Source organism: Yimella radicis, assembly GCF_054778255.1.
The window spans coordinates 138,883-163,963 of record NZ_BAAGZR010000001.1 but is presented as its reverse complement, the minus strand read 5'-3'; the positions used below and the strand labels follow the sequence as shown (position 1 = coordinate 163,963).

The 25,081-nt window shown below is 67.0% G+C and carries 24 protein-coding genes; 19 read left to right on the top strand and 5 right to left on the bottom strand.

The features are described from left to right. Nucleotide 1 precedes the first annotated feature (1 nt). From rsmD to map, 9 genes are all read left to right on the top strand, one after another. Nucleotides 2-574, top strand: a complete 573-nt coding sequence (gene rsmD, locus ACYU8W_RS00780) for a 16S rRNA (guanine(966)-N(2))-methyltransferase RsmD (protein WP_141928963.1) — start codon at nt 2-4, stop codon at nt 572-574. Beyond that, nucleotides 571-1,074, top strand: coding sequence for a pantetheine-phosphate adenylyltransferase (gene coaD / locus ACYU8W_RS00775; protein ID WP_499465831.1), 504 nt, complete (start codon nt 571-573; stop codon nt 1,072-1,074). The genes rsmD and coaD overlap by 4 nt, the downstream gene beginning before the upstream one ends. Nucleotides 1,075-1,191: 117 nt before the next feature. Further along, on the top strand, nt 1,192-1,788 hold the full coding sequence (locus ACYU8W_RS00770) for a YceD family protein (protein WP_499465829.1): 597 nt from the start codon (nt 1,192-1,194) through the stop codon (nt 1,786-1,788). Between the two features lies 1 nt (nt 1,789). Then, nucleotides 1,790-1,984, top strand: coding sequence for a 50S ribosomal protein L32 (gene rpmF, locus ACYU8W_RS00765; RefSeq protein ID WP_129627494.1), 195 nt, complete (start codon nt 1,790-1,792; stop codon nt 1,982-1,984). A 14-nt stretch (nt 1,985-1,998) separates the two neighbouring features. Further along, nucleotides 1,999-2,778, top strand: a complete 780-nt coding sequence (gene rnc, locus ACYU8W_RS00760; protein ID WP_499465827.1) for a ribonuclease III — start codon at nt 1,999-2,001, stop codon at nt 2,776-2,778. Further along, entirely contained in the window at nt 2,771-3,637 is an 867-nt protein-coding gene (gene mutM, locus ACYU8W_RS00755) for a bifunctional DNA-formamidopyrimidine glycosylase/DNA-(apurinic or apyrimidinic site) lyase (RefSeq protein WP_499465825.1), read from the top strand. The genes rnc and mutM overlap by 8 nt, the downstream gene beginning before the upstream one ends. Before the next feature lie 63 nt (nt 3,638-3,700). Further along, the gene (locus ACYU8W_RS00750; protein ID WP_499465823.1) at nt 3,701-4,048 is read left to right on the top strand and encodes a DUF8017 domain-containing protein; all 348 of its coding nucleotides are present in this window, start codon (nt 3,701-3,703) and stop codon (nt 4,046-4,048) included. Continuing rightward, nucleotides 4,045-5,946, top strand: a complete 1,902-nt coding sequence (locus ACYU8W_RS00745) for a M3 family metallopeptidase (RefSeq protein ID WP_499465821.1) — start codon at nt 4,045-4,047, stop codon at nt 5,944-5,946. The genes ACYU8W_RS00750 and ACYU8W_RS00745 overlap by 4 nt, the downstream gene beginning before the upstream one ends. Then, nucleotides 5,943-6,710: a type I methionyl aminopeptidase gene (gene map / locus ACYU8W_RS00740; RefSeq protein ID WP_499465819.1), complete on the top strand. Its 768-nt coding sequence runs from the start codon at nt 5,943-5,945 to the stop codon at nt 6,708-6,710. The genes ACYU8W_RS00745 and map overlap by 4 nt, the downstream gene beginning before the upstream one ends. A gap of 23 nt (nt 6,711-6,733) precedes the next feature. Here map and ACYU8W_RS00735 read toward each other — a convergent pair whose 3' ends face one another. The 3 genes from ACYU8W_RS00735 to ACYU8W_RS00725 all read right to left on the bottom strand — a co-directional run bounded on the left by ACYU8W_RS00735 (nt 6,734) and on the right by ACYU8W_RS00725 (nt 9,599). Further along, nucleotides 6,734-7,306, bottom strand: coding sequence for a MarR family winged helix-turn-helix transcriptional regulator (locus ACYU8W_RS00735; RefSeq protein ID WP_499465817.1), 573 nt, complete (start codon nt 7,304-7,306; stop codon nt 6,734-6,736). A gap of 347 nt (nt 7,307-7,653) precedes the next feature. Then, the gene (locus ACYU8W_RS00730) at nt 7,654-9,291 is read right to left on the bottom strand and encodes an HNH endonuclease signature motif containing protein (protein ID WP_499465816.1); all 1,638 of its coding nucleotides are present in this window, start codon (nt 9,289-9,291) and stop codon (nt 7,654-7,656) included. Between the two features lie 86 nt (nt 9,292-9,377). After that, complete coding sequence (locus ACYU8W_RS00725; RefSeq protein WP_499465814.1) at nt 9,378-9,599, bottom strand: DUF2283 domain-containing protein; 222 nt, start codon at nt 9,597-9,599, stop codon at nt 9,378-9,380. Nucleotides 9,600-9,747: 148 nt separating this feature from the next. Between ACYU8W_RS00725 and smc the strand changes: the two genes are divergently transcribed. The 6 genes from smc to ACYU8W_RS00695 all read left to right on the top strand — a co-directional run bounded on the left by smc (nt 9,748) and on the right by ACYU8W_RS00695 (nt 17,169). Beyond that, nucleotides 9,748-13,320, top strand: a complete 3,573-nt coding sequence (smc, locus tag ACYU8W_RS00720; protein WP_499465812.1) for a chromosome segregation protein SMC — start codon at nt 9,748-9,750, stop codon at nt 13,318-13,320. A 93-nt stretch (nt 13,321-13,413) separates the two neighbouring features. Further along, the gene (locus tag ACYU8W_RS00715; RefSeq protein ID WP_499465810.1) at nt 13,414-13,638 is read left to right on the top strand and encodes a hypothetical protein; all 225 of its coding nucleotides are present in this window, start codon (nt 13,414-13,416) and stop codon (nt 13,636-13,638) included. Between the two features lie 78 nt (nt 13,639-13,716). Then, the gene (ftsY, locus tag ACYU8W_RS00710) at nt 13,717-15,024 is read left to right on the top strand and encodes a signal recognition particle-docking protein FtsY (protein WP_499465809.1); all 1,308 of its coding nucleotides are present in this window, start codon (nt 13,717-13,719) and stop codon (nt 15,022-15,024) included. A gap of 730 nt (nt 15,025-15,754) precedes the next feature. After that, nucleotides 15,755-16,321: a hypothetical protein gene (locus tag ACYU8W_RS00705; protein ID WP_499465807.1), complete on the top strand. Its 567-nt coding sequence runs from the start codon at nt 15,755-15,757 to the stop codon at nt 16,319-16,321. Between the two features lie 247 nt (nt 16,322-16,568). Then, nucleotides 16,569-16,718 (top strand): hypothetical protein, encoded by a 150-nt coding sequence (locus tag ACYU8W_RS00700; RefSeq protein ID WP_499465805.1) that lies wholly within the window; start codon nt 16,569-16,571, stop codon nt 16,716-16,718. After that, nucleotides 16,711-17,169 carry an NUDIX domain-containing protein gene (locus ACYU8W_RS00695; RefSeq protein WP_499465803.1) on the top strand — a complete coding sequence of 153 codons (459 nt, stop codon included), beginning with the start codon at nt 16,711-16,713 and terminating at the stop codon, nt 17,167-17,169. The genes ACYU8W_RS00700 and ACYU8W_RS00695 overlap by 8 nt, the downstream gene beginning before the upstream one ends. Before the next feature lie 398 nt (nt 17,170-17,567). On the opposite strand, the gene ACYU8W_RS00690 is transcribed toward ACYU8W_RS00695, so the two are convergent. After that, nucleotides 17,568-18,176, bottom strand: a complete 609-nt coding sequence (locus tag ACYU8W_RS00690) for an AAA family ATPase (protein ID WP_499465801.1) — start codon at nt 18,174-18,176, stop codon at nt 17,568-17,570. Next, entirely contained in the window at nt 18,173-19,093 is a 921-nt protein-coding gene (locus tag ACYU8W_RS00685) for an oxygenase MpaB family protein (protein ID WP_499465799.1), read from the bottom strand. Before ACYU8W_RS00685 ends, ACYU8W_RS00690 begins: the two co-directional genes overlap by 4 nt. A 119-nt stretch (nt 19,094-19,212) precedes the next feature. On the opposite strand from ACYU8W_RS00685, the gene ACYU8W_RS00680 reads away from it, so the two are divergent. The 4 genes from ACYU8W_RS00680 to ffh all read left to right on the top strand — a co-directional run bounded on the left by ACYU8W_RS00680 (nt 19,213) and on the right by ffh (nt 25,078). Further along, nucleotides 19,213-20,619 (top strand): ammonium transporter, encoded by a 1,407-nt coding sequence (locus tag ACYU8W_RS00680; protein ID WP_499465797.1) that lies wholly within the window; start codon nt 19,213-19,215, stop codon nt 20,617-20,619. Further along, nucleotides 20,616-20,954: a P-II family nitrogen regulator gene (locus ACYU8W_RS00675; RefSeq protein ID WP_499465796.1), complete on the top strand. Its 339-nt coding sequence runs from the start codon at nt 20,616-20,618 to the stop codon at nt 20,952-20,954. The genes ACYU8W_RS00680 and ACYU8W_RS00675 overlap by 4 nt, the downstream gene beginning before the upstream one ends. Nucleotides 20,955-21,024: 70 nt before the next feature. Further along, a complete protein-coding gene (locus ACYU8W_RS00670) occupies nt 21,025-23,376 on the top strand; it encodes a [protein-PII] uridylyltransferase (protein WP_499465794.1) in 2,352 nt (783 codons plus the stop codon). An 82-nt stretch (nt 23,377-23,458) separates the two neighbouring features. Next, nucleotides 23,459-25,078, top strand: a complete 1,620-nt coding sequence (ffh, locus tag ACYU8W_RS00665) for a signal recognition particle protein (protein WP_499465792.1) — start codon at nt 23,459-23,461, stop codon at nt 25,076-25,078. Nucleotides 25,079-25,081 lie beyond the last annotated feature (3 nt).

The following is a 25,081-nucleotide window of genomic DNA, read 5'->3' as shown; positions in this document are numbered from 1 at the left end:
CATGACCCGCATCATCGCCGGTGTCGCGGGCGGACGCCGTTTGGCAACGCCCCCCGGTGACTCCACGCGTCCGACCAGTGAGCGGGTCCGGGAGGCGTTGTTCGCCCGACTCGAACACCTTGATGCGTTGCAGGACGCACGTGTGCTCGACCTCTACGCAGGATCCGGAGCGCTCGGCCTCGAAGCCGCCAGTCGGGGCGCCTGCGCGGTGGTGCTGGTCGAGAAGGACCGCCGCGCGGCGGCGGTGGTGCAGCGCAATGTGCGTGAACTCGGGCTACCGGACGTGCAGGTGCGTACCGAGTCGGTGGAGAAGGTGGTGGCCGGCGCGACGGGGGAGCCCTTCGATCTGGTCCTCATCGACCCCCCGTACGACATCGACGACGCCAATCTCGCCACCGTCCTGCAGCGTCTGGCAACGGGTTGGCTCAATCAGGACGCGGTGCTGGTGGTGGAGCGCTCGTCGCGCTCACCCGAGCCGGTGTGGCCGGCCGATGTGGAGTTGATCGGGCCGCGCCGTTACGGCGAGACGACCGTGTGGTTCGCTGAGTTCGTGCCTGAAGGAGATGCCGCGTGAATGATGTGAGCGCCGACGTGCGTCGGGCTGTGAGCCCCGGTTCGTTCGACCCGATCACCGTCGGCCACCTCGACGTGATCATCCGCGCCGCCGAGCTGTTCGACGAGGTCGTCGTCGCGGTCGTCTACAACCCCGACAAGAACGGCACCTTCACGCCCGAGGAACGCGTCCGGCTGATCGAGGAGTCCGTCGCACACCTGCCCAACGTGCGCGCGCAGGCGTTCGGCAACCGGTTGGTCGTCGATGTGTGCCGCGAACTCGACGCGGGCGTGATGATCAAGGGCCTGCGCAACGGCACCGACTTCGCGTACGAGATGCCGATGGCTCAGATGAACACCGAGATGACCGGCGTCGAGACGCTGTTCGTCGCGGCTGATCCGAGCGTCTCGCACTACTCCTCCTCGCTGGTGCGGGTGTGTGCGCAGCACGGCGCGGACGTGTCGGCGATGGTGCCGCCCCCGGTACTCGTGCCACTCATGCAGCGATTGCGCGGTGACTGAGCGCGCCGGTGGCTGAGTGCCGACCGCGAGTTTGGGGAATCGGTGATCGCACCGGTAACCTTGTGTGTCGGTCTGCGTCGTCCTTGACGTGGTCCGAACCGAGCAGTACCACCACCCATGACTCACCACGAAGATCGCCGAGCCGACATGCACCTCGACCCGCGTAACCCGCTCGTCCTTGACACCAAGGAACTGGGGCGGCGTCCGGGGCACATGGCTCAGATCGAACGTGATGTGCCGGCGCCCGATCTCTTCGGCAACGAGGTGATCGAGATCGCGCAGGGCGAGCCGATCGAGCTCGACCTGCGCATTGAGTCGGTGATGGAAGGGGTGCTGATCTCCGGTTCGGCCCGTGCCACGGCGACCGGTGCTTGCGTGCGGTGCTTGGAACCGGTCCACGAACCTGTGGATGTCGAATTCCAGGAGCTGTTCGCTTACGCCGACCGCGCGGCCCACCACAACGAGGTGGCCGGCGACGACGAGGACATGCACGTTCTGGACGGCGATCTCGCCGATCTGGAGCCGATGTTGCGGGATGTGGTGGTGCCTTTGCTGCCCTTCCAGCCGGTGTGCCAGGAAGACTGTCCGGGTCTGTGCTCCGAGTGCGGAGCGCGCCTGGCGGACGACCCGGACCATCATCATGAAGTGATCGATCCCCGATGGTCGGCGCTGGCCGCTATGGCCGACGCCGAGAACGACGAGAAGAGGAACTGACGTGGCTGTCCCGAAGCGGAAGATGTCGCGCTCCAACACCCGTTCGCGCCGTGCGAACTGGAAGACGACGCCGGTCGTGACCACGACGTGCCCGAACTGCAGCGCCCTGGCCCAGCCGCACATGGCTTGCCCGGCGTGCGGCACCTACAAGGGTCGTCACTACAGCGCCGCGGAGCAGACCGCTCACCAGGCCTGAGACACCCGGTCGACGTGGCTTCGTCGAAACGGGCTGCCTCTGCGAAGGCTTCGCAGCGGCCCGTCGGTGACCTCTCCGCCCTGCTCGCGCAGATCAGCGGAACGGACATCGACGAGCCGCTGCTTCTGCGTGCCCTGACGCATCGGTCGTACGCGTACGAGAACGGGAACTTGCCGCACAACGAGCGCCAGGAGTTCCTCGGCGACGCCGTGCTGGGGTTGGTGGTCACCGAAGCGCTGTATGTGACCCACCCTGACTTGCCCGAGGGGCAACTGGCGAAGTTCCGCGCCTCGGTCGTCAACGCGCGTGCGCTCGCCGGCGTCGGCCGCGCTCTGGAGTTGGGCGAGTACATCCTGCTCGGACGCGGCGAGGACACCAGCGGCGGACGCGACAAGGACTCGATCCTGGCCGACACCGTCGAGGCAGTCATCGGTGCTGTCTACCTGTGCGGAGGCATCGAGCCGGCACACCGCCTGGTGCACCACATGGTCGACGACCTGATCGAGCAGGCTGCGGATCTCGGCGCCGGTCTGGACTGGAAGACCTCCCTGCAGGAACTCGCCGCCGGCCACGAACTGGGCTCTCCGTCCTACCAGGTCACCGATCAGGGCCCCGACCACGACAAGGTGTTCACCGCATCCGTCCTGGTGGCCGGTGAGGTGCTCGGCACCGGAGTGGGTCGCAACAAGAAGTCCGCGGAGCAGGTCGCTGCCGAGGCAGCGTGGAAGACGCTCAAGGCCCGCACCTCCACGAAACCCGCCACCGAGCTCGAGCGGGGCGTCGAGCTTGCCTGAACTGCCTGAGGTGGAGGTCGTCCGCCGCGGGGTCGCCGATCACGTGGTCGGGCGACGCATCGAAACGGCCGAGGTGCTCGGCTCGCGGGTGGCGCGCCGCCACGAGGCCGGACCGGCTGCGCTCGCTGCTGCGCTCACCGGCGTGCGGGTGGGCTCCGCCCGCCGACGCGGCAAGTACCTGTGGATGGATCTGGACGACGGGCAGGCGCTCGTCGTCCACCTCGGCATGAGCGGCCAGTTGCTCGTAGAGGATCCCGATGCGCCGCGGGAGAAGCACTGTCACGCGCTCTTCGGACTCGACGACGGCAAGCAGTTACGGTTCGTCGACCAGCGCACCTTCGGTGGGCTCCAACTCGTCGAGATGCTGCCGGACGATCACTCGAATGCGTTGATCCCCAGCGTCATTCGGCATATCGCGCCCGACCCACTGGAGTCCGCGTTCGACCTACGGCAGACCGTCACTCGGATGCGGCGCAAGCACACCCAGATCAAACGAGCCCTGCTCGATCAGACTCTGGTGTCCGGCATCGGCAACATCTACGCCGATGAGGCGCTGTGGCGCGCGAGGCTGCACGGTGAGCGGCTGACCGACAAGGTGAGTGCGAAGGCGGCCGGCGAGGTGCTCGCGCACGCGGCGACCGTGATGTCCGAAGCGCTCGGCCAGGGCGGCACCAGTTTCGACGCGCTCTACGTGAACGTGAACGGCGCCAGCGGCTACTTCGACCGTTCTCTCAACGCCTACGGCCGCGCGGGCAAGGAGTGCCGCCGCTGCGGTGCGCTCATGGTGCGCGAGCAGTTCATGAACCGCGGGTCGTTCTCCTGCCCTGTCTGCCAGCCGAGACCGCGGCGGTCACGCTGATCTGTGCCGACCTGATCTGCCGTCCATGGCTTCAGGATTCGTCGGCGAGCTTCAGGAGGGCGCATGGCCAAGACGATCGGGACGAAGGCCGACGGCTCAGCGGGACCGGTGCCGGCCGCGCCGAAGGTGACGTCGGTGCGGGTGAACCGCTTCATGGCGACTCTTGCTCGAACGACGGCTATGAACGGCGCCCCTGGTGGCAAGAACTGCAACGCGGTGCGCTCGGATGTGTTCGCCGTTGCGGTGCCGGTCGGGACCAAATCGACCGTATGGATGTTGGTGCGGGACCAAGGCGGCAAGCAGGTGCCTGGCGATGCCGAGGTCATGAAGATGATCTCGACCCTCACTCCGCGCCCTGAGGTCCGGCAGTCGCTTGCCACCGCGCCGGCGCGGTTAGGCTGGCGGACGTGACTTCGACTCCGCTTGCCCTGCCCACCGACGACGCTCTCGACTGGCTGACCGACCGCTGCGACGGTGCTCTGGATGACGCCAAGACCCTCGTCGAGCGACTGAAGGACGGCTCGGTCAAGGACGTGCTCGCGACCTGGAACGCGGTGCAGATCGAGCTCGGTAACGCTGCGGCCGCATCGTCCTTGTTCTCCGAGGTGCACCCGGATGCGGGCGTACGTGACGCCGCCGACGAGGCGATGCAACGCGTCGACGCATACTCCACGGAGCTCGGTCTCGACAGCGAACTGTTCGCGGTGCTCGACGCGGCTGATCCGGGCGGCGACCCCGACGCCCAGCGCCTGCTCGAACTCACCCGGCGCGACTTCCGCCGCGCAGGCGTCGACAAGTCCGAGGCCGACCGTGAGCGCCTGCGTCAGCTTGCGCAGGAGGAACTGAAGGCCGGGCAGGAGTTCGGCAAGAACATCCGCGACGGCGTCCGCTCCATCACCGTCGCACCGGAGCAGCTCGCCGGTATGCCGCAGGACTGGCTCGATGCCCACCCGGCAGGTCCGGACGGCACGGTCACGGTCACCACCGACTACCCCGACTCCGTCCCGCTGATGACCTTCTGCGCCGACCGCACCGTTCGTCAGGCAATGACGCACGAGCGCAGCAACATCGCGTGGCCGGCCAATGACGCTGTGCTGCAACGGCTTTTCGCCCTTCGCCAGGAGCACGCCGAACTTCTCGGGTACGCCAACTGGGCCGACTTCGATGCCGAGGTGAAGATGATCGGTGAGGGCAAGGAGATCCGTACCTTCATCGACAAGATCACCGACGCCGCGAACGACCGAGCGCTCGCCGACAAGCAGACCCTGCTCGATCGACTGCACCAGGACCACCCGGACGTCGAGGACGTCACTGCCGTCGACACGGCGTACTACTCGGAAATGGTGCGCAAGGAGCAGCACGACGTCGACGCGCAGCTGACCCGCACCTACTTCCGGTTCGATCGCGTCCGGCAGGGTCTGCTCGACGTGACCGGTCGGTTGTTCGGTCTGGAATGGAAAGCCGTCCCGGAGGCCACCGTGTGGCACGCGGACGTCACCGGCTACGACGTCCTCAAGGACGGCGAACGCATCGGCCGCATCTACCTCGACCTGCACCCGCGCGAGGGCAAGTTCAAGCACGCTGCACAGTTCACGCTGGTGAGTGGTGTCGACGGTGTGCAACTGCCCGAGGGAGTGCTGGTCTGCAACTTCAGCCGCGGGCTCATGGAGCACGACGAGGTCGTCACGCTCTTCCACGAGTTCGGTCACCTCGTTCACCATGTGTTGGGCGGTCAGGCGCAGCAGTGGAACCGCTTCTCCGGCGTCGCCACCGAGTGGGACTTCGTCGAAGCACCGAGCCAGATGCTCGAGGAATGGGCTTGGGACGCAAGCGTTCTCGCGACGTTCGCCACCAACGACGAGGGCGAGCCGATCCCGGCCGACCTGGTCGCACGCATGAAGGAAGCCGACGAGTTCGGCAAGGGCTTCATGGCGCGGACGCAGATGTTCTACGCGGCGGTGTCCCTTGGGCTGCACGTCGACCGGCCCGAGGACATGACGTCCTATCTGCAGCAGACGCAGCGCAAGTACTCCGTCTTCCCGCCGTTGCCGGACAACCACTTCCACTGCTCGTTCGGCCACCTCGACGGATATGGCTCGGGTTACTACACCTACATGTGGTCGCTGGTCATCGCCAAGGACATGTTCAGCGCCTTCGATGCCGGCGACCTGTTCGACCAGGACGTCGCGACCCGCTACCGGGAGACGGTGCTCGGCATGGGCGGACGCAAGGACGCTGCTGAACTGGTGCGCGACTTCCTCGGACGCGACTACACCTTCGACGCCTACGCCGACTGGCTCGAAAAGTGATAGAACTCCGCTCCGCCAAGGAGCTCGAACAGATGCGTCCGGCCGGTCGGCTCGTCGCTGAGGTGCTCACCGCGCTGCGGGAGAAGGCGGACGTCGGCGTCAACCTGCTTGAACTGGATGCGTTGGCGCACAAGATGATTCGGGACGCCGGGGGAGAGTCGTGCTATATCGACTACCACCCGAGCTTCGGGGCGAGCCCGTTCGGCAAGGTGCTGTGCACCAGCGTCAACGACGCGGTGCTGCACGGTCTGCCGCACGACTACGTCCTGGCCGACGGTGACCTGCTCAGCGTCGACTTCGCGGTGTCGGTCGACGGGTGGGTGTCGGACTCGGCGCTGTCGCTGGTCGTCGGCACGCCCCGAGCACAGGACCTTCGTCTGATCGAGACCACCGAGAAGGCGCTCGAAGCCGGCATTGCAGCGGCGACTGTGGGTAACAAGCTCGGCGACATCTCTGCGTCCATCGCGGAGGTCTGCAAGGCAGCCGGCTACCGGGTGAACACTCAGTTCGGTGGACACGGTGTCGGCCGCACGATGCACGGCGAACCGCACGTGCCCAACGACGGTCGGCCCGGTCGCGGGCTCAAGCTGCAGCCGGGGCTGGTGATCGCGATCGAACCATGGCTGATGGAGTCGACCGACGAGATCTATACCGATGAGGACGGCTGGACGTTGCGCAGTGCCGATGGTTCGCGGGGCGCGCACAGCGAGCACACCGTTGCGGTCACGCAGGACGGCCCACTGGTGCTGACCGCCCGGGGCTGAGTACCCGCACCGGACTGCGGACGTCAGCTGTCGCGCCGGCTCTCGATGGTGTTGAACGCCTTGCGCAGCAGTGCGTTCAGTTCCCGCAGTTCCTCGACCGACAGGCCGTCGAGCATCCGGACATCTTCACCGGACCAGCGGTTGGCGATGCGCTCCCAGGCCTCGCGACCCTTGGCGGTGATCTCGACGATGACACTGCGGCGATCATCGGTGTCGGGGGTGCGGGTGACCAGACCGGAACGCTCCAGCTTGTCCAGACGCCCGGTCATGCCCGCGCGGCTCACGCCGGCCAGGTCGGCCAGTTGGGCTGGGGTGGAGCGCGGACGCCCCTTGGTCTGGCCGCCGACCAGGACGTGCAGCGTCATGTACTCATCCAGTGAGAGCGGGTCGTTCTGGAGCACCTCGCGCAACCGGCGATCCGACTCGTTCTTCAGGCGCACGACTCGGTTGAGGACCCCTTCCGTCTCTCGATCACGCCCGTCGTCGTCGCTGAACATGGCGGACCAGACGTCCAGGTGGGCGTCGGTCGAGTCGGCGATTCGTTCTTGGTGCACGAGCGCACAGTACCCGGCGCCCCACCCGTACGGACCAGTCACCGAACCGATGTTCGAGGGGTGGACGCCTGGTGACCGCATGGTCACCGCGCCCGGTGATCGAATCCCATGGACGATGAACGCTCGTACCGAACCGTCCTTGAACCGCTGGTTGAGCCAGGTGTCCGACGAAGGCTTGTGCTGAGCTGTCGTTTCACCGCTGGTTGAGCCAGGTGTCCGACGAAGGCTTGTACTGAGGTGTCGCTTCACGGCTGGTTGAGCTGGGTGTCCGACGATGGCTTGTGCTGGGCTGTCGCTTCACCGCTGGTTGAGCCATGCGCCCGACGAAGGAGGGCGCATGCGCCGAAACCCGGTGACCATGATCGGATTCCTGACCGCACGGGCTGAGTTCATGAAGTGTCGTGCACGGAGTCGGGGTAGGTGACGTAGGTGCGTCCGGTGCGGGAGGTCCAGGTGCAGACTCCGTCGTCGCTCATGTCGTAGCCCCAGTGCTTCTTCGTCTTCGCGTCATGATGGTGACGACAGAGCGCGGCGAGGTTGTGCACGGCAGTCGGTCCCTGCGGCCATTCGACGACATGATCGATGTCGCACCTGATGGCGGCGCGGGTGCACATGGGGAACCGGCAGGTGTGGTCGCGTTGCTGGACGAACTCCCTGATCCGCGGCGTAGGTTCATAGGCGGTTGTCGAGGTTTCACACGTGACTCCGGTGTCGGCGTCGACCAGTGCTCGGGTCAGGCGGCAACCGAACTGGTCGATCAACGCGTCGAGGACTTCGGGCCGGATGAACCCGATCCCTGCGATCCGTGCCCACCCCGTTGTGTAGCAGTGGTCCGATTCGGTTGTCGTTGAGCCGGATTCGGTGCCATCAGTATCGGCGGGCGCTCCGGAATGGTCAGGACCTCGCGGGGATGAGGTGGATTGTCCGGGTGGTGGTGACCCGTCGTCCGGGGACGCGTCGGGCTCGTGTTCCGCGTCGTCGGTGGCGCGCTTGGCCGCGGTCGCAGCCTGTTCCTCGCGTTCCTCGCGAACGACAGGGACCTGGATGACGACCTGGTAGCTGACGTCGGCGCCTTGGGTGACGAGGTCGTGCAACGCGCCGAGGCGGAGTTGTCCGAGCGTCGGCTTCGACTCACCGGTCTCGCCGCCCTCACTTGCGGTCGGGTTCTTGGCGCGTTGGTCAGCGAGTTGGTCCACGGCTCCGTAGATGCGGGCGATCTGGTCGGCCGGCCCGACGGCACACAGCTCGGCCATCCCGGCAATGTCGGAGGGGCGTACCCAGACACCGGTCGCGTCCTTGGCTTCCTTCTGGCGGGTCTTCTTCGCGGCTTCTTCTTCCCACTGCGTCACCAAAGCGCGCGCGGCGGTCTTCACCTTCAGGTAACCCCAGCTGTCGAAACCTTTTGTGCCGAGCAGGTGCTGCTCGACCCGGTGAGAGGTTTCGGGTGAGGCGCTCACCAGTTCCGACGCAACGAGGGACACCTTCCAGAACGGGATCTCCCCTTCCACCGCAGCGGCGAGCAACCCGGGAGTTTTGGTGCATGCATCGATGGAGTTGCTCATCTTGCTCGACGCAGTGCGGGGAGCCATCTGACACGCAACCGCCACGTCGGTGTCGGCAAACGACGCCTGATGACCCAGCGCGTGCTCGACCTTCGCCGTGACCCCGGCGTCGGAATCGACCAACTCCTCGTCGATCGCGGCGTACCGAGCCATAGCCATGGCCTGCACGGCTTGCGAGGTGGATGCCAACTGGGTGGAGCCTTTGATGGCTTCCTCCAACAGCCGCATGTCATCGACATCGACAGGCCGAGCGGTGGCGATGGACCCGGTGTTGCGCACGGCGTCTGATTCGAGCCGGTGAAACGCTTCCCGGGAGATCCGGTTTGCGAACGTCAGCATCTCCGCAGGTGACCCCAAAGCGTTCAGAAGCTGGTTCAACAAGCGCTGTTTCTGGTCTGAAAGCGATTGCAGCAGAACGAATTCCACCGGTGAGACCGGTTCGTAGAACTCGTAGCTGATGGCCATGAAGAAACTCTAGGCGGGACCACCGACAACCTCCGTCGGTGAGCCGACGGCATGGTCGTGCAGGTTTGATTTGTGTCTCGACACACCTACTCGGACGGCAGGATCTCCGGTCGCAACAGACGCCGTGCGTTGAGTACCTCAAGGCCCAGGAGGCGTCCCTGAGCGTCAACGTCCAGATTGACGATTCCGTCGATGCTGACGCCACCGACGGGCACCGTCAGGACGGCCTCTCCAGGATTGATCACGTCGGCGAAACAGAAGTAGGCAGCGTCGGCGTCGGCGTCGTACCTGACGCGAATCGGAGTCATCAGAGGAGTCTGTCCGAAGCCGATGGCCTCGGGGAAGATCATGTCGCGATCGTTCCTGTCCGCGGCATCGCCGCTGATCGCCGCGGTGACGAACCCTCGTGCCGGTAGGCTGACCGAACCCGTAGCCCGGCCGGAGGATCCTTAACTCGTGTACGTCAAGAGCCTGACCCTGAAGGGCTTCAAGTCCTTCGCCTCGGCCACCACGATGAAGCTCGAACCGGGCATCACCTGCATCGTCGGCCCCAACGGGTCCGGCAAGTCCAATGTCGTCGACGCACTCGCGTGGGTGATGGGCGAGCAGGGCGCCAAGAGCCTTCGCGGCGGCAAGATGGAAGACGTCATCTTCGCCGGCACCCCCAACCGGCCGGCGCTCGGTCGGGCAGAGGTGTCGCTGACCATCGACAACTCCGACGGTGCGCTGCCGATCGACTACACCGAGGTGACGATCACCCGGACGATGTTCAAGGGCGGCGGCTCCGACTACTCGATCAATGGCACGAGCTGCAGACTGCTCGACATTCAGGAACTGTTGTCCGACAGCGGTATCGGCCGCGAGATGCACGTGATCGTCGGACAGGGCCAGCTCGACACCGTCCTTCGTGCGACCCCCGAGGAGCGCCGTGGGTTCATCGAGGAGGCCGCCGGCGTCCTGAAGCACCGCAAGCGCAAGGAGAAGGCGCTGCGCAAGCTGGAGCAGATGGAGGGCAACCTCACCCGCGTCAGTGACCTCACGACCGAGATCCGCAGGCAACTCGGACCGCTCGGTCGTCAGGCGGAGACGGCGCGCAAGGCGGCGATGATCCAGGCCGATGTGCGTGACTCCCGGCTGCGTCTGCTCGCGGACGACCTCGTCCAGCTGACGACGACCCTGGAGCAGGAGGTCGCCGACGAGACCGCGCTGCTGGAGCAGCAGAAGCGAGTCCAAGAACGTCTCGCTGCCGCTCAGCGGATGCTCGGCGAGTTGGAGGCCGAGGCCGAAGCCGCTGCCCCTTTGCAGTCGAAGATCCAGGACCAGTGGTTCGCGCTGTCCTCGCTGAAGGAGCGGGTCGACGCCACCGCGAGCCTCGCCGCCGAACGAGTGCGACTGCTCGCCGACGACGATGCTCATGAACAGCAGCAGGGCTCGGGTCGGGACCCGGAGAAGCTGAAGGCTCAGGCCGCGGCCGCCCGCGAGGAACTCGCGCGGCTCAACGATCAGATCGAGCAGGGCCGTCGAGCGCTGGACGAGGCCGTGCACCGGCGTGGCGATCTGGAGAATGCCCACACCGCGGAGCAGCAGCGGCTGACCAAGCTTGCCCGCGCAGCCGCCGACCGCCGCGAGGGGTTGGCCAAGCTGGAGGGCCAGGTGTCGGCCCGTCGCAGCCGGATCGAGGCGGGGGAGGCCGAGCTCGGACGAATGGCCTCCAGTGCCCAGGAGATCGCGGATCGCATCGCCGGTATCGAACGCGATCACCGCGAACTCGAGTCCACGGTCGCGCAGGACGAAGAGGGCGAAGAAGGGCTCGACGCCGCGTACGAGGACGCCGAGACGCGTCTGGCTGCGGCCGAGGAGGAACTCGCCGGCGCGAAGCAGCGGCTCGCCGATGCCGAGAAGGAACGCAGCACCTACCAGGCCCGTGTCGATGCGCTCGAGATGAGCCTGACCCGCAAGGACGGCGCCGCACATCTCATTGAGAACGGTGTGGTGCGCGGTTCGCTGACCGAACTGCTGCAGGTCGAGTCCGGCTACGAAGCGGCGATCGCCGCCGCGCTCGGGTGGGCCGCGGACGCGGTCGTCGTCGACGACCTCGAAGCCGCGGCGTCTGCCGTCGATCGGCTGCGGCAGGACGACGCGGGCCGGGCAACGCTGTTGCTCGCGTGCGGATCGAAAACCGTTGACGTGCAGTCGATCTCGTTGTCGGACGGCGCGCGGTGGGCCATCGATGTGGTGTCCGCGGACGACGGCCTGCGTACGTCCGTCGCCCATCTGCTCGCCGGTGTTGCCGTCGTCCCCGACGCTTCCTCGGCCAAAAAACTTGCGGCTCAGGATGTTTCGTTGATCGCGGTGACTCAGGAGGGCGACGTCTTTGCGGCCGGGTACGTGCGTGGCGGGTCGACTGCTGCACCGTCGCTGCTCGAGATCCAGGCCGCCGTCGACGAGAGTCGCGAGAAGGTCGAGACCGCCAAGCGCAACGGTGAGCAGGCCCAGTTCGCCGTCGAGAAGTCGCGCACCGCCGTGCAAGAGATCCAGGCTGAGCTGGACGCCGCGCTCGACCGGTTGAACGCGTCCGATGCCCGTCTGTCCTCCGTGGCCGAGCAACTCAGTCGTCTGGGACAGGCGCTGCGCAACGCCCGTTCGGAACAGGAGCGTCTGGTGAACGGGCGGGCCGGCGTCGAACAGAACCTCGCCACCGCCCGCACCGAGCTCGAAGAACTGCAGCAGCGGCTGACCGCTGCGCAAGAAGCGCCGCAGGAGCAGGAACCCACCACCGACGAGCGCGATCGGCTCGCCGCAGAAGCCGCCGCTGCTCGCAGCCGCGAGACCGACGTCCGGCTCGGTCTGCGCACCAAGGAGGAGCAGGCCCGCTCGGTCTCCGGTCGTGCCGACGGACTGGAAGCCGCTGCGCGATCGGAGCTCGAAGCTCGCGAGAAGGCGCGCGTTCGCCGCGAACGCCGTGCCCGTGAGGCGGCGACCGCACGCACCGTGCAGACTGCCGCCGTCGAACTGGCCGGGCACGTCGCCGCAGCTCTGTCGATCGCCACCGGACGCCGCGCCGAGGCTGACCGGGCCCGCACTCAGCGTGACCAGGCGCTCGCCACGCAGCGCAAGGACGTCACCGCGATCAACGACGAACTGCGCGTACTGACCGACACGGTCCACCGTGACGAGGTCGCTCGCGCGCAGCAGCGCCTGCGCATCGAAGCCCTGCAGACCAAGGCCGTGGAGGAACACGGGATCGATCCGGAGGTGCTGGTCGAGGAGTTCGGGCCGCACCAGTTGATCCCGCACGTGCCCGGTCCGGACGACGATCCGAACGATCTGCCGGAACCGAAGCCCTTCGTCCGCGAGGCGCAGGAGAAGCGGCTGCGCTCCGCCGAACGCAAACTCGGACAGCTCGGACGGGTGAACCCGCTCGCGCTCGAGGAGTTCGCGGCGCTGGAGGAGCGGCACAAGTTCCTGGTCGAGCAACTCGAGGACCTGCGAACCTCCAAGCGCGACCTGCTCGACATCGTCGACGAGGTCGATCGCCGGGTCGAGGAGGCGTTCGCGAGTGCCTTCCACGACACCGCCGCGCAGTTCGAGGGAGTGTTCTCCCGACTCTTCCCCGGCGGCGAAGGCCGACTCATCCTGACCGACCCGGACAACATGCTGACCACCGGACTCGAGGTGGAGGCGCGCCCGCCGGGCAAGAAGATCAAGCGGTTGTCACTGCTGTCGGGCGGCGAGCGGTCGCTGGTCGCCGTCGCGCTGCTGGTGTCGATCTTCAAGGCGCGCCCCAGCCCGTTCTACATCATGGACGAGGTCGAGGCCGCCCTCGACGACGCCAACCTCGGACGCCTGATCACGCTGTTCGAGGAACTGCGTGACTCCAGCCAGCTGATCGTCATCACCCACCAGAAACGCACCATGGAAGTGGCCGATGCGCTGTACGGCGTGTCCATGCGTGGGGACGGTGTGACCAATGTGGTGAGTCAGCGGATGAGTGACGTGCGGCCGGCCGACGAGGCCGCCGCGGTGTGAGATCCGGCACAAAACACGTCGTTCACCGGAATTTCGCCGAGAAACGGTGTTTCGGATTCGGGTTTGTGCGGGTCGTTCGGTCACCATGGAGACATGCTCTGGTTGATCCTCGCGCTGGTCGTCTGCGTAGCCCTCGCCTCCGCCGTTCTCGGCATGGTTGCCGTGCCTGCCCGTCGTGAGGGTCGGCCTGTCCTGACCCAGCGTGGCGAACACCTGGTGACCACCGTCTCGCAGACCACTGACAAGGTCGGCACCAAGGCCAAGGGAGCCACCGACGGCGTCGTCAAGACCGTCAAACGGGAGCGCTCGCAAGCCTGACCTGCACATCTTGCGAGTTCGTCTCGCACGATGACCCGGGGGCGACACGCTGTCGGCCCCGTTTGTCATGATGGGCGCGTGGATCAGCTCTGGGAAATCCTTGTCGTTCTGACCGTCGTCCTCCTCGGAGCCGTCGGTCTCGCCGTCGCCTTCCTTCGCGGCAAGGGAGGCAAGACCAAGGAACTGCCGCCGCAGGAGCCGCCGCCCGCAGCGAAGGATGCTCCGCAACGCAAAGCGAACACCTACACGCCGAGCAGCACCGCCAAGATCGACACCAGCAAGGGGTCGACCGCCACCGCGCCGCCGCCGGCGGACACCGACGAGCGCGACGAAGCGCCGGTCCGCTCGGCCGAACCGAAGGAGAAGGTAGCCAACCGCGGCGGCACGGCCGTCGAGGAAGCGCCCGCTCCGGTCGAGCCCGCGCCTGCGCCTCCCACCGAACCGTCGATCGAGGAGCCGGAATCCGCCCGTGGTCGCATGACCCGGTTGAGCTCCCGGATGGCCGCGTCCAACAGCGCCATGGGCAAGGGACTGCTCGGCGCCTTCTCCGGCGGCGGCAAGCTCGACGAGAGCGTGTGGGAAGAGGTCGAGGACATCCTGCTGGGCGCCGACCTCGGAGTCGAAGCCACCACCGAACTCGTCGACAACCTCAAGAAGCGGGTCAAGACCGAAGGGTCCGCAAGCCCAGAGCAGTTGGAGATGTGGCTGCACGAGGAACTGTTGAAGCTCGTCGACCCGACGATGGACCGTCGCATCGCGGCCAGCCGGGTCGGTGACCGTCCCGCCGTCGTGATGGTGGTCGGCGTCAACGGCACCGGCAAGACCACCACGGTCGGCAAGCTCGCGCGCGTCCTGGTTGCCGAGGACAAGGAGGTGCTGCTCGGCGCCGCCGACACCTTCCGCGCCGCAGCGGCCGACCAGCTCGAGACCTGGGGTGCCCGCGTGGGCGTGGCCACCGTCCGCTCCGAGAAGGAGGGCGCCGACCCGGCTGCAGTCGCCTTCGACGCGGTCAAGGCAGGTAAGGACGAGGAGGTCGACGTCGTCATCATCGACACCGCCGGTCGCCTGCACAACAAGGTCGGCCTGATGGACGAGCTGTCGAAGGTGAAGCGAGTCATCGAGAAGCAGAGCCCGATCGATGAGTGCCTGCTGGTGCTCGACGCGACGACGGGTCAGAACGGCATGCGTCAGGCGCAGGTGTTCGCGCAGGCGGTCAACATCACCGGCGTCGTGCTCACCAAGCTCGACGGCACCGCGAAGGGCGGCATCGTGGTGCTCGTACAGCGCGAACTCGGGGTGCCCGTCAAGCTCGTCGGCCTGGGCGAAGGTGCCGACGATCTCGCCCCGTTCGACCCGAAGGCGTTCGTCGACGCCGTCCTCGACTGAGCAGGCGCACGCTGGGTAAGGATGGGCGGGTCTGCCGCAGACCCCGGTCTCGTCGCGACCGGTAAGCCGGTCGAGCAGGTAGACCGACCGCAGGTTCAGTCGTCGTTCCAACTCGTCGCGGGAGTCAGGAGGGCGTGATGATGCGTCCGGGCGCGGAAGGCGCCGCTGCAGTTCGTACGCGGTGTGCGTCTTCCAGGCGCTGAATGCACCGGACGATCCAGACGATCACGGCGCCGGCTGCCTCAACTGCTCGAAGGTGCGCCGGTCACCGGCGACGAGCGGATCGCTCGGCATTCATTCCACAGCGCGGACCCCGAGGGAGCCCGACTGCAACGCCGCCACGCGCCGCGCCGGAGCCCACCGCACCTCGAAAAGGTCCCGGGCGTAGTCGGGCAGCGAAGCGTCGCCCCGCGGTACGGCGCGCAGTAGCCCAGTCTCCCGGACGGGTCGAGGCCGGTCGGACGCGCCAGATAGGCGAACACGTCCCGCGCGTGCGGGCCAGCCTTGAGCACCGGACGGTAGGACGCCCGCACCTCGGCGAGTTCGTCGACGGCGTGTGCGGGGAGACGGGACACCCATGCCAAGTGCGGCCCACGTCGTCTGTGCGACAGAGGTATCGGCCTCGTCGCTCGCCAGCGGCGACCCGCGCTATGATCGCGGCGCAGGACCCATCGGTAACATCAGGTGGGGAACCAATGCCGCCCGTGACACCTCCACAGAGAGACTGCCAATGAGCAACCCGCCTTCGACCATCACCCGGCGCACAATCACCCGCGGCGTCGCTTGGACCGTCCCTGCTGTGACCATCGCAGCGACTGCCCCCAGCCTCGCCGCATCCCCCCGACCCGACTGCTACGTCTTCGACATGTGGTCGTCCAACGGCCGCCAGCCGATCAGCAACAACCTCGACCAGATCAGCGGCTCGGTTCGGTACTCGCCGGAGGGATACCAAGACTGCATCGTCCCCAAGAACAAGCCCTACCCCCCCTACGACATCGTCATCACGGTGACCCTCGACACGTCGGTGTACACGGGGGCGTTCACGTACAGCGGCACGGGCAAAGCGGAGGGGAGCGGCAACGTCGTGACCATCACCCTCCCCTTCGCGGGGAAGAGCCCGGGCTTCAGCCGCCAGTGGACCCTCTCCGCCACGACCCGGCCCGGTGTCACCGCGGAGCAGGCGCAGTTCAAGGCGACGATCCAGGCGGTCACCTACCCCGAGGCGAGGTGGGTCATCATCGAGAAGGTCGACGCCGGGTGGATGACGAACCGCACGCCCAGCTCTTACGTCTACTGAGCATCCCACCGGAGAGTGCCCGACCCTCCCCGGTCGGGCGCTCTTCGGTCTGTTGTGCCCACCCAAGAAGAGGTCGTCCGGGGAACCGGCGCGGGCCGGGCGCGCCTCAATCGTGCGTGCCTGACCGGTCGCATCAGCGCTGCGCGACAGGGGGGGTTCGCGTCAGTCCCGAGGTGCCGCACACCAATGCGTTCCGGGTCTTTCTGGAAGGTTCACCGGCGACCTGCGTGAACGGGTTGTCGGGGCGTTGCAGGAGGACCACTTCGCGCTCGCGTTCGGCTGGCAGGCCACAAATGTCCCCGGCTGGTGTTTCGCCGAGGTGACCGTGGCCCCGCAGATCCTGGACGAGGAACCGGCCTCCCTGGCCGAAGCCCTGGCGGAGCTCGGTCGTGGTTGACCGCTCGCACATCCGGGTCAAGGCGATGCTCATTGCACCCAACGGCGACTTCACTGCACATGCGGTGTCGCTGATGCCGCCCACGACGGAGAACCCCAACGGATACCACCGGCTGATCGGGGGCGGCATCGAGCTCGGCGAGACCCACCACGAAGCAGTGGTCCGAGAGGTGCGGGAGGAACTCGGTGCCGAGGTGCGCGACCTGGTCCTGCTCGGCAGCGTCGAGAGCATCTTCCACATCGATGGCGACCTCGGCCACGAGATCGACTTCGTGTATTCCGGTCGTCTCGACCCGCAGCCGTTATCGGACGGTGCGACGCTGAAGGAGGCGAACGGCGTCGAGTACCCGATCGTGTGGCAGTCGTTCGACGAAGCCGCTGAACAGTTGCCGCTGTACCCGGTGGAAGCAGTCTCACTCGCGCACCGGCTGAAGGCCGTTCGTCGCCCGTGACGAGGGAAGGAAGATCACGATCGGCTCGTCCGACGCGTACGCCGCTGCGTACGCCGCCGGCGTGCGGGCCATGCCTGAAGCGATCGGGCAGGAGGCTGAGCAGTTCGTTACGCGGGTCGGTGGGAGAGCGCACGTCCTGTAGATCGGGTCGGGTGCTGGCCGGGACGCCGATCCGCTCGAAAGTTGGGGCGTTCTCGTCGGGCGAACGGACATCACGCCGGTATTCGTTCACGCCATGTGGGAGGGCGGCCACACCGCGCGTGTGGTCGACCCACTCACGGTGAATGTGGTTGTGCCCCAGCTCGTCTTACCGTGGTTTCGGCGCGCACGCCTTCGTTCCTCAGGCGTTCGGCTCAACCAGCGGTGAGTGCGGCTCTGTCGTGGCGCTCGGCTGGTGGTCACAACCTGATGTGCCTGGCGGCCACCGCGATTCGTCGTGTCTGGTGGCGAAGCGGACTCAGCCGCGGCCGTTGCAGGGTCACCCCGAGATCGGCGGCGATCCATTCGACGACCTCGTCGAGCGACCGCGAGGTGTTGTCGACATGTACACCGAACTCATCACGAGTCAGCGCGGTCAGGCAGCGGTCGAGCTGCTGCAGTCCCCAGGTCTCATCACGGCCGAGGATTCGTCCAAGCACGTACCCGGAGCGCAGCTTCAATCGGCGTTCCAGTTCGGCTCGTGACGTGAGCAGCGCATAGTGCCGCACGCCGACTCCCGCCGACCGAAGACCGTCGACGATCTCCTCGAAGTAGTCGTTTCGTACCAGCGTCATCGGCACGAAGACCGGACCGGCCGTGCGACGAGATCCCTCGATCAGGCTGTCGCGCACCATGATTCGCCACAAAGGAAGGTCCTGGAAGTCGCCGTCCGAGGCGGGCAGTGTCTTGCGCAGCGCGAACCCCAGCAACTCCGGGTCGGCGACGTGCGACCCGGGGAGCCGGCGCTGAAGCTCGTGCGCGGTGTGGGTCTTACCGGCGCCGAAGGCACCGTTGATCCAGACGATCATCGCGCCGTGCCTGCTGGGGAAAGTTGCTCGTGCGTCAGCCGGTCGTCTGCGACGAGGGGATCGTTCAACATCCAGCGGACGGCAGTGACACCCGCGTCTCCGACACGCAGCGCGGTCGCTGATCTGGCTGAGCCCCAATCGATTCCGAACAGGGCGCGGGCATAAGGCGGGAGCGACGCGAGTGCGCCGTTGAACAGCGCCGCATATCCGAGGAGTCCGGTGCGATCCAGGCCGGCGGGTCGGCGTAGGTAGGTCAGTACGTCCAGAGCGTCAGGGCCCGCCTCCAGCAGCGGACGGTAGGAGGCGAGGACGTCGGTGAGTTCGGCTTCCGAGCGCGGGGCAGCAGGCACACCGATGCCCTCGGCGGCGCGGGCGGTCTGCGCGACGTAACGGTCGGCGTCCAGCGGATCCGCGTGGCCGAAGCGGCGGTAGGCGTCCAAGAAGCTGTCGATCTCGGCGCAGTGCACCCACAGCAGCAGATCGGGATCGCTCGCGGTGTAGTGCCGACCGTTCGGTGCGACCCCGGTGATCATCGAGTGCACCTTCGTCACCCGTGCCATCAGCCGCTCGGCATCCGGCACCGGTCCGTAGGTGGTCATCGAGATGAAGGTGCTGATCTGCTGCAACCGACCCCATGGATCCTCGCGGTAGGTGGAGTTCTGGGCGACTCCCGCCATCGCGACCGGGTGCAGGGCCTGGAGCAGCAGGGCACGCAGGCCGCCGAGGAACATCGAAGCGTTCGCATGAACCTGCCAGATCGGGTCGTCCGGGGTGAACCAGCGCGGCCCAGGCGCTCCCCAGATCGTGCGAGCCCGGGCGGTCGCGTCCGCGCCGCCGGTACGCGAGCGCAGGTCGAGTGCCGCCTTGTGGCGCACCTCGTCGTGCACCCTGATGACGGCCTGCCACGGGGGACCCATGGGTCCCAGTATCGGTACTGAGCCGTGAAACGAGGTGTTTACGGGGCCGCGGAACATGTCACATGGACGAAACATGACGACGCATCGGGCGAAACCGCAGCCGCACAAGGTAGTTCGTCATGAACACCTACACCGCCCTGACGCAGGTCGCGGCGACGACACCACTCGACACGGGCAACACGGCCTGGATGTTGATGGCGGCGTCACTCGTCCTGTTCATGACCATCCCAGGCTTGGCGCTCTTCTACGGCGGTCTCGGCCGTTCCAAGGGCGTCCTCAACATGATGATGATGTCGTTCGGTTCCTTCGGGCTCATCGGCATCCTGTACGTGCTGTACGGCTACTCGATGTCGTTCGGCACCAAGGACATCGGCGGCCTGTTCGCCGGGCCCTTCGAGTTCTTCGGCCTCAAAGGCTTGATCCCCGGTGAGCCGGGCGCCGAGACGATCACCAGCGCCGGCATCCCGGCCCTCGTCTTCGTCGGCTTCCAGTTCACCTTCGCCGCCATCACCGTCGCCCTGATCAGTGGTGCGATCGCCGACCGCGTGAAGTTCAGCACCTGGATGGTGTTCAGCGCCCTCTGGGTCACGCTTGCCTACTTCCCGCTCGCCCACATGGTGTGGGGTGGGGGATTGCTGTCTGGTTCGGAGAGCGGCATTGCGGCCAAGCTGTTCGGCACCACCGACGGTGCGGCCACGGTCGTGCCGATCGACTTCGCCGGCGGCACCGTCGTCCACATCAACGCCGGTATGGCCGGCCTGGTGCTCGCCGTACTCGTCGGCAAGCGCATCGGGTTCGGACGCCAGCCGATGCGTCCGCACAACGTTCCGTTGGTCATGCTCGGTGCCGGAATCCTGTGGTTCGGCTGGTTCGGTTTCAACGCAGGCTCCGCGCTCGGCGCGAACGAGTCCGCCGGTCTCGCATGGATCAACACGACCGTCGCCACCTGCGCTGCGGTGCTCGGCTGGCTCCTGATCGAGAAGGTCCGTGAGGGCCACATGACCTCCGTCGGTGGTGCGTCCGGTGTCGTGGCCGGTCTGGTCGCCATCACCCCGGCCTGCGGCAACGTGACCCCGCTCGGCGCCATCGGCATCGGCCTGATCGCCGGAGCACTCGCGGCACTCGCGGTCGGCCTGAAGTACAAGTTCGGGTACGACGACTCGCTCGACGTCGTCGGCGTCCACCTGGTCGCCGGTCTGTGGGGCACGGTCGCCCTGGGCATCTTCGCCCGCGGCACTGGCCTTGCCTACGGGGAGTGGAAGCAGCTCGTCGTCCAGATCGTCATCGCGCTGGTCGCCCTCGTCTACACCGCCGTCATCACCTTCGTCATCGGCTTCGCACTGAAGAAGACGATGGGTTGGAGGATCGACGAGGACGACGAGATCGCCGGAATCGACACTGCCGAACACGCTGAATCTGCTTACGATCTGGTCGGATTCGGCAGCGGCAACCGCATCGGGCAGAGCCGTCCGGACAAGGACGCTCGCCACCACAACGAAACGCAGAAGGCAGGAGCGCAGGCATGAAGCTCGTCACCGCCATCATCAAACCCTTCAAGCTCGATGAGGTGAAGGAAGCCCTCGAGGCGTACGGCGTCGCCGGGATGACGATCAGTGAGTCCAGCGGTTACGGCCGCCAGCGCGGGCACAGTGAGGTCTACCGTGGCGCGGAGTACACCGTCGACTTCGTCTCCAAGCTGCGCATCGAGGTGCTCGTGGAGGACATGGATGCCCACAGCGTTGTCGAGGTGATCGTGAAGTCCGCCCAAACCGGACGGATCGGTGACGGCAAGGTGTGGATCATGCCGGTCGAGGACATCGTCCGCGTGCGCACCGGCGAACGCGGCGAAGCAGCCTTGTGAGACCTCCGGGTGGCCCGCGTCCCCCAGCGCGGGCCACCCGGTGAACACTTGCTTCAGGGAGGGAAGGCACATGAGCAACGACCACGCGGCCAAGCGCCTCGATCTGGCCGACACCCGGTCGTTCCATCAGGCCGGCTCCGGACCGGTCCGAAGGCAGCGGCTCGGCGCCTACACCCAGACCGTGCTCGCGGACCTGTGGGACGCCGCCACCCAGCCCTACGGCAACCGCACCGCGGACGGCATCGCGCTCGCCGCAGTCGGCAGCCTCGGCCGCGGCGACGCCGGACCACTGAGCGACTACGACTTGATCCTGGTCCACGACGGGCGGACGGTCGGCGCGGGTGACGTGGCAGCGATCGCCGAATCCATCTGGTATCCGTTGTGGGACAACGGGATCCGTCTCGATCACAGCGTCCGGACCTTGAGGGAGTGCCGGACGGTCGCCTCCGGTGACCTCAGCGCTGCGATCGGCATGCTCGACATCGAATGGATCGCAGGGGACCCGGTGCTGGTGGCCGGTGTCCGGCACGGCATCGCTCACGACTGGCGCTCCAACGCCCGCACCAGACTGCCCGAGGTCATCGAATCGCTGCGTGCACGACACGACCGTCAAGGCAACCTCGCCAGTTCGCTCGAGCCGGACATCAAGGAAGGTCGCGGTGGTCTACGCGACATGACCGTGCTCCGTGCGCTCGCCGGAGCCTGGCTCGCCGACCGTCCCCACGGCGACGTCGACGAGGCGTACGCGCGACTGCTCGACGTGCGGGACGCGTTGCATGTCGCGACCGGGCGCGGGCGCGAGAAGCTGCACCTCGAGGACCAGGACGCCGTCGCAGCCCTGCTCGGACGCCCCGACAGCGACTCGCTCCTGGTGACCGTCGCCGATTCCGGCCGCCGGATCAGCCACTCACTGGAGGAGACGCTGCGCCGCGCCGGTCAGAGCCAACGGGCGCGCGTGCTGCGTGTCGGCCCGCGGCGCCCGATCCTCAACCCACTCGGATACGGACTCTACGAGCACGACGGTGAGGTCGTGCTCGGCCCGAATCACCGCTCGACCCAACCGGATCACCTGCTGCTGATGCGCGCCGCACGAGCAGCGGCACGATCTCGAATCCCGTTGTCGCCCACGACGATCGACAACCTGTCGCGTGACCTCGCGCCCTTGCCGACTCCGTGGCCGACGGAGGTCCGGGACGCCTTCCTCGACCTGCTCGCGACGGGCCCCGGTCTGGTGCAGGTGTGGGAGACGCTCGACCTCGCCGGCATCATCGACCAGTGGATCCCCGAGTGGAAAGCCGTGCGCAGCAGACCGCAGCGCAACTCCGTCCATCGCTTCACCGTCGACCGGCACCTCATCGAGACGGTCGTGCAGGCCTACGAACGTCGCGCCGATGTCGCCCGTCCAGATGTCCTGCTGCTGTCGGCTCTGCTGCACGACATCGGCAAGATCGCCGGAGTGCTCGACCACGCTGCGGAAGGTGCACCGGTCGCAGCGACGATCGCCCGCCGCATCGGTCTGGGAGATCGTGAGGTGGCCGACCTCGAACTGCTGGTGCGTGAGCACCTCACGCTCATCGATCTCGCCACCCGCCGTGACCCGCGTGACCCCGCGACCGTCGCCGCTCTCACGAAGGCGGTGGACGACCGGCTCGATCTGTTCGAGCAACTGCGCGCGCTCACCGAGGCGGACGCCCTCGCGGCCGGACCCAAGGCATGGACGGGTTGGCGTTCGGGGCTGGTGATCGAACTGTCCGACCAGGTGCGTGGCGCCCTCACCGCGCGTCCGACCCTGGAGCCGGAGGAGGACCCGGCGACCGAGATCGTCACCGATGCGATGCCGTCGCTGCAGATGGGGGAGCCGTATGTCCGTGTCGAATCGACGCCGGGCGGTGCGCAGATCCTGATCGCCGACCGCGACCGGCTCGGCCTGTTCGCGGACTCGGCCGGCCTCCTGGCGGCGACCGGGGTTGTGGTGCGCGCTGCCCGCGTCCGCACGATCGACGACGTGGCGGTGAACACCTGGCAGATCGAGTCCCCCTTCGGTGATCTCCCGGCCGAACATGACCTGGTCCGTGGTTTGAGTCAGCTCGCATCCGGCGACTCGTCACCGCTGCGGGCTCTCGAGCGACGGCGGCGGGCGCCGTTCCCGCTGGGTTCGCCACCGCCGCGCGCAACGGTCATTCCGGGCGCGTCCGACACGGCGACCGTGGTGGAGGTCCGGTGCCCCGACCGTCCAGGCCTGCTGCGCGACATCGGTCTGGCCTTCACGAAGGCCGGAATGGCGGTGCGTTCGGCCCATGTGGCGACCTACGCCGGCCAGACCCTCGACACGTTCTATGTGACGGCTGCCGACGGACGACCGCTCGAACCACCAGCTGCGGCAGCACTGATCGGATCCGTCATCGACGCGATGCAGGCCTGACCAGGGCTCGGCCGCCGAAGCCACCTATGCGGACGGTGATGCGCGGATTCGACCAAGGCGCTCGACCGATTACCCTTGTGCGGTGTTCAACAGCCTGAGTGACCGCCTCACAGCCACCTTCAAGAACATCCGTGGCAAGGGTCGACTGACCGAGTCCGACATCAACGCCACCATCCGTGACATCCGGATGGCGTTGATCGACGCCGACGTCGCGACCGCCGTGGTGCGCGAGTTCACCGGACGCGTCCGCGAGCGTGCGCTCGGAGCCGAGGTCAGCGCGGCGCTGAACCCGGGTCAGCAGGTCGTGAAGATCGTCAATGAGGAACTCATCGCGATCCTCGGCGGCGAGACCCGCAATCTCAACATGGCCAAGACCGGCCCGACCGTCATCATGCTGGCCGGTCTGCAGGGTTCGGGTAAGACGACCTTCGCCGGCAAACTCGCCCGTCACCTGCGCGACAAGGGCCACTTCCCGCTGCTGGTCGCCGCCGACCTGCAGCGTCCGAACGCCGTCCGTCAGCTCGAGGTCGTTGCCGAACGCGCCGGAGTGCCGTGCTTCGCTCCCGAGCGCGGCAACGAGGGCGGCCACGACGCGACCACCGAATCCGGTGAAGGCACGCGCAGCTTCGGCGACCCGGTCTGGGTGGCACGCGCCGGCATCGGCCAGGCGAAGGTGCGCCAGTACGACGTCGTGATCGTCGACACCGCCGGACGCCTTGCCGTCGACGAGAGTCTGATGCAGCAGGCCCGTGACATCCGTGACGCGATCGAGCCGGACGAGGTGCTGTTCGTCATCGACGCGATGATCGGTCAGGCCGCGATCGAGACGGCGCTCGCGTTCAGCAAGGGTGTCGACTTCACCGGTGTCGTGCTGTCGAAGCTGGACGGTGACGCCCGCGGTGGTGCGGCGCTGTCGGTCGCGACCGTCACCGGTAAGCCGATCCTGTACTCCTCCATCGGCGAGGGTGTGAAGGACATTGAGGTCTTCCACCCCGACCGCATGGCCTCGCGCATCCTCGACATGGGGGACGTGCTCACCCTCATCGAGCAGGCCGAGCGGGCGTTCGACCGTGGTCAGGCCGCGGCGATGGCCAAGAAGTTCATGGACGAGGAGGACTTCACCTTCGACGACTTCCTGCAGCAGATGCAGGCGGTCAAGAAGATGGGCAACCTCAAGTCGATCCTGGGCATGATGCCGGGCATGGCGCAGATGCGCGACCAACTGAACTCGCTCGACGAGCGTGAGTTCGACCGGGTCGAGGCGATGGTGCGCTCGATGACCCCCTTCGAGCGCACTCACCCCAAGCAGATCAACGGTTCGCGGCGCGCGCGTATCGCCAAGGGTTCGGGCGTCACGGTGTCCGAGGTCAACCAGCTGCTGGAACGCTTCGGTCAGGCGCAGAAGATGATGCGCCAGATGCGCAAGGGCGGTGGGATGCCAGGGATGCCGGGCATGCCAGGGATGCCCGGCATGGCCGGTGGTGGCGGCAAGCGGGCCAAGCAGCAACCGAAGAAGAAGGGTAAGTCGGGCAACCCGGCCAAGCGTGCCCAGGAAGAAGCAGCACTCGCGCAACGGCAATCGGAGGCTCGCGAGAAGGCCTTCGGCGGCGCGTTCGGGCAGCAGGACGAACCGGACATGAGCAACCTCAAGCTCCCCAAGGGCTTCGAAAAGTTCCTCGGCCCGGGTGCCGACAAGGACTGAGCG

Excerpts from the sequence above, each read along its gene's own strand:
- rsmD (WP_141928963.1), top strand. The coding sequence starts at position 2 with ATGACCCGCATCATCGCCGGTGTCGCGGGCGGACGCCGTTTGGCAACG.
- ACYU8W_RS00770 (WP_499465829.1), top strand. The coding sequence starts at position 1,192 with ATGACTCACCACGAAGATCGCCGAGCCGACATGCACCTCGACCCGCGT.
- ACYU8W_RS00750 (WP_499465823.1), top strand. The coding sequence starts at position 3,701 with ATGGCCAAGACGATCGGGACGAAGGCCGACGGCTCAGCGGGACCGGTG.
- ACYU8W_RS00730 (WP_499465816.1), bottom strand. The coding sequence starts at position 9,291 with ATGGCCATCAGCTACGAGTTCTACGAACCGGTCTCACCGGTGGAATTC.
- ACYU8W_RS00725 (WP_499465814.1), bottom strand. The coding sequence starts at position 9,599 with ATGACTCCGATTCGCGTCAGGTACGACGCCGACGCCGACGCTGCCTAC.
- ACYU8W_RS00715 (WP_499465810.1), top strand. The coding sequence starts at position 13,414 with ATGCTCTGGTTGATCCTCGCGCTGGTCGTCTGCGTAGCCCTCGCCTCC.
- ACYU8W_RS00705 (WP_499465807.1), top strand. The coding sequence starts at position 15,755 with ATGAGCAACCCGCCTTCGACCATCACCCGGCGCACAATCACCCGCGGC.
- ACYU8W_RS00690 (WP_499465801.1), bottom strand. The coding sequence starts at position 18,176 with ATGATCGTCTGGATCAACGGTGCCTTCGGCGCCGGTAAGACCCACACC.
- ACYU8W_RS00685 (WP_499465799.1), bottom strand. The coding sequence starts at position 19,093 with ATGGGTCCCCCGTGGCAGGCCGTCATCAGGGTGCACGACGAGGTGCGC.
- ACYU8W_RS00680 (WP_499465797.1), top strand. The coding sequence starts at position 19,213 with ATGAACACCTACACCGCCCTGACGCAGGTCGCGGCGACGACACCACTC.
- ACYU8W_RS00675 (WP_499465796.1), top strand. The coding sequence starts at position 20,616 with ATGAAGCTCGTCACCGCCATCATCAAACCCTTCAAGCTCGATGAGGTG.
- ACYU8W_RS00670 (WP_499465794.1), top strand. The coding sequence starts at position 21,025 with ATGAGCAACGACCACGCGGCCAAGCGCCTCGATCTGGCCGACACCCGG.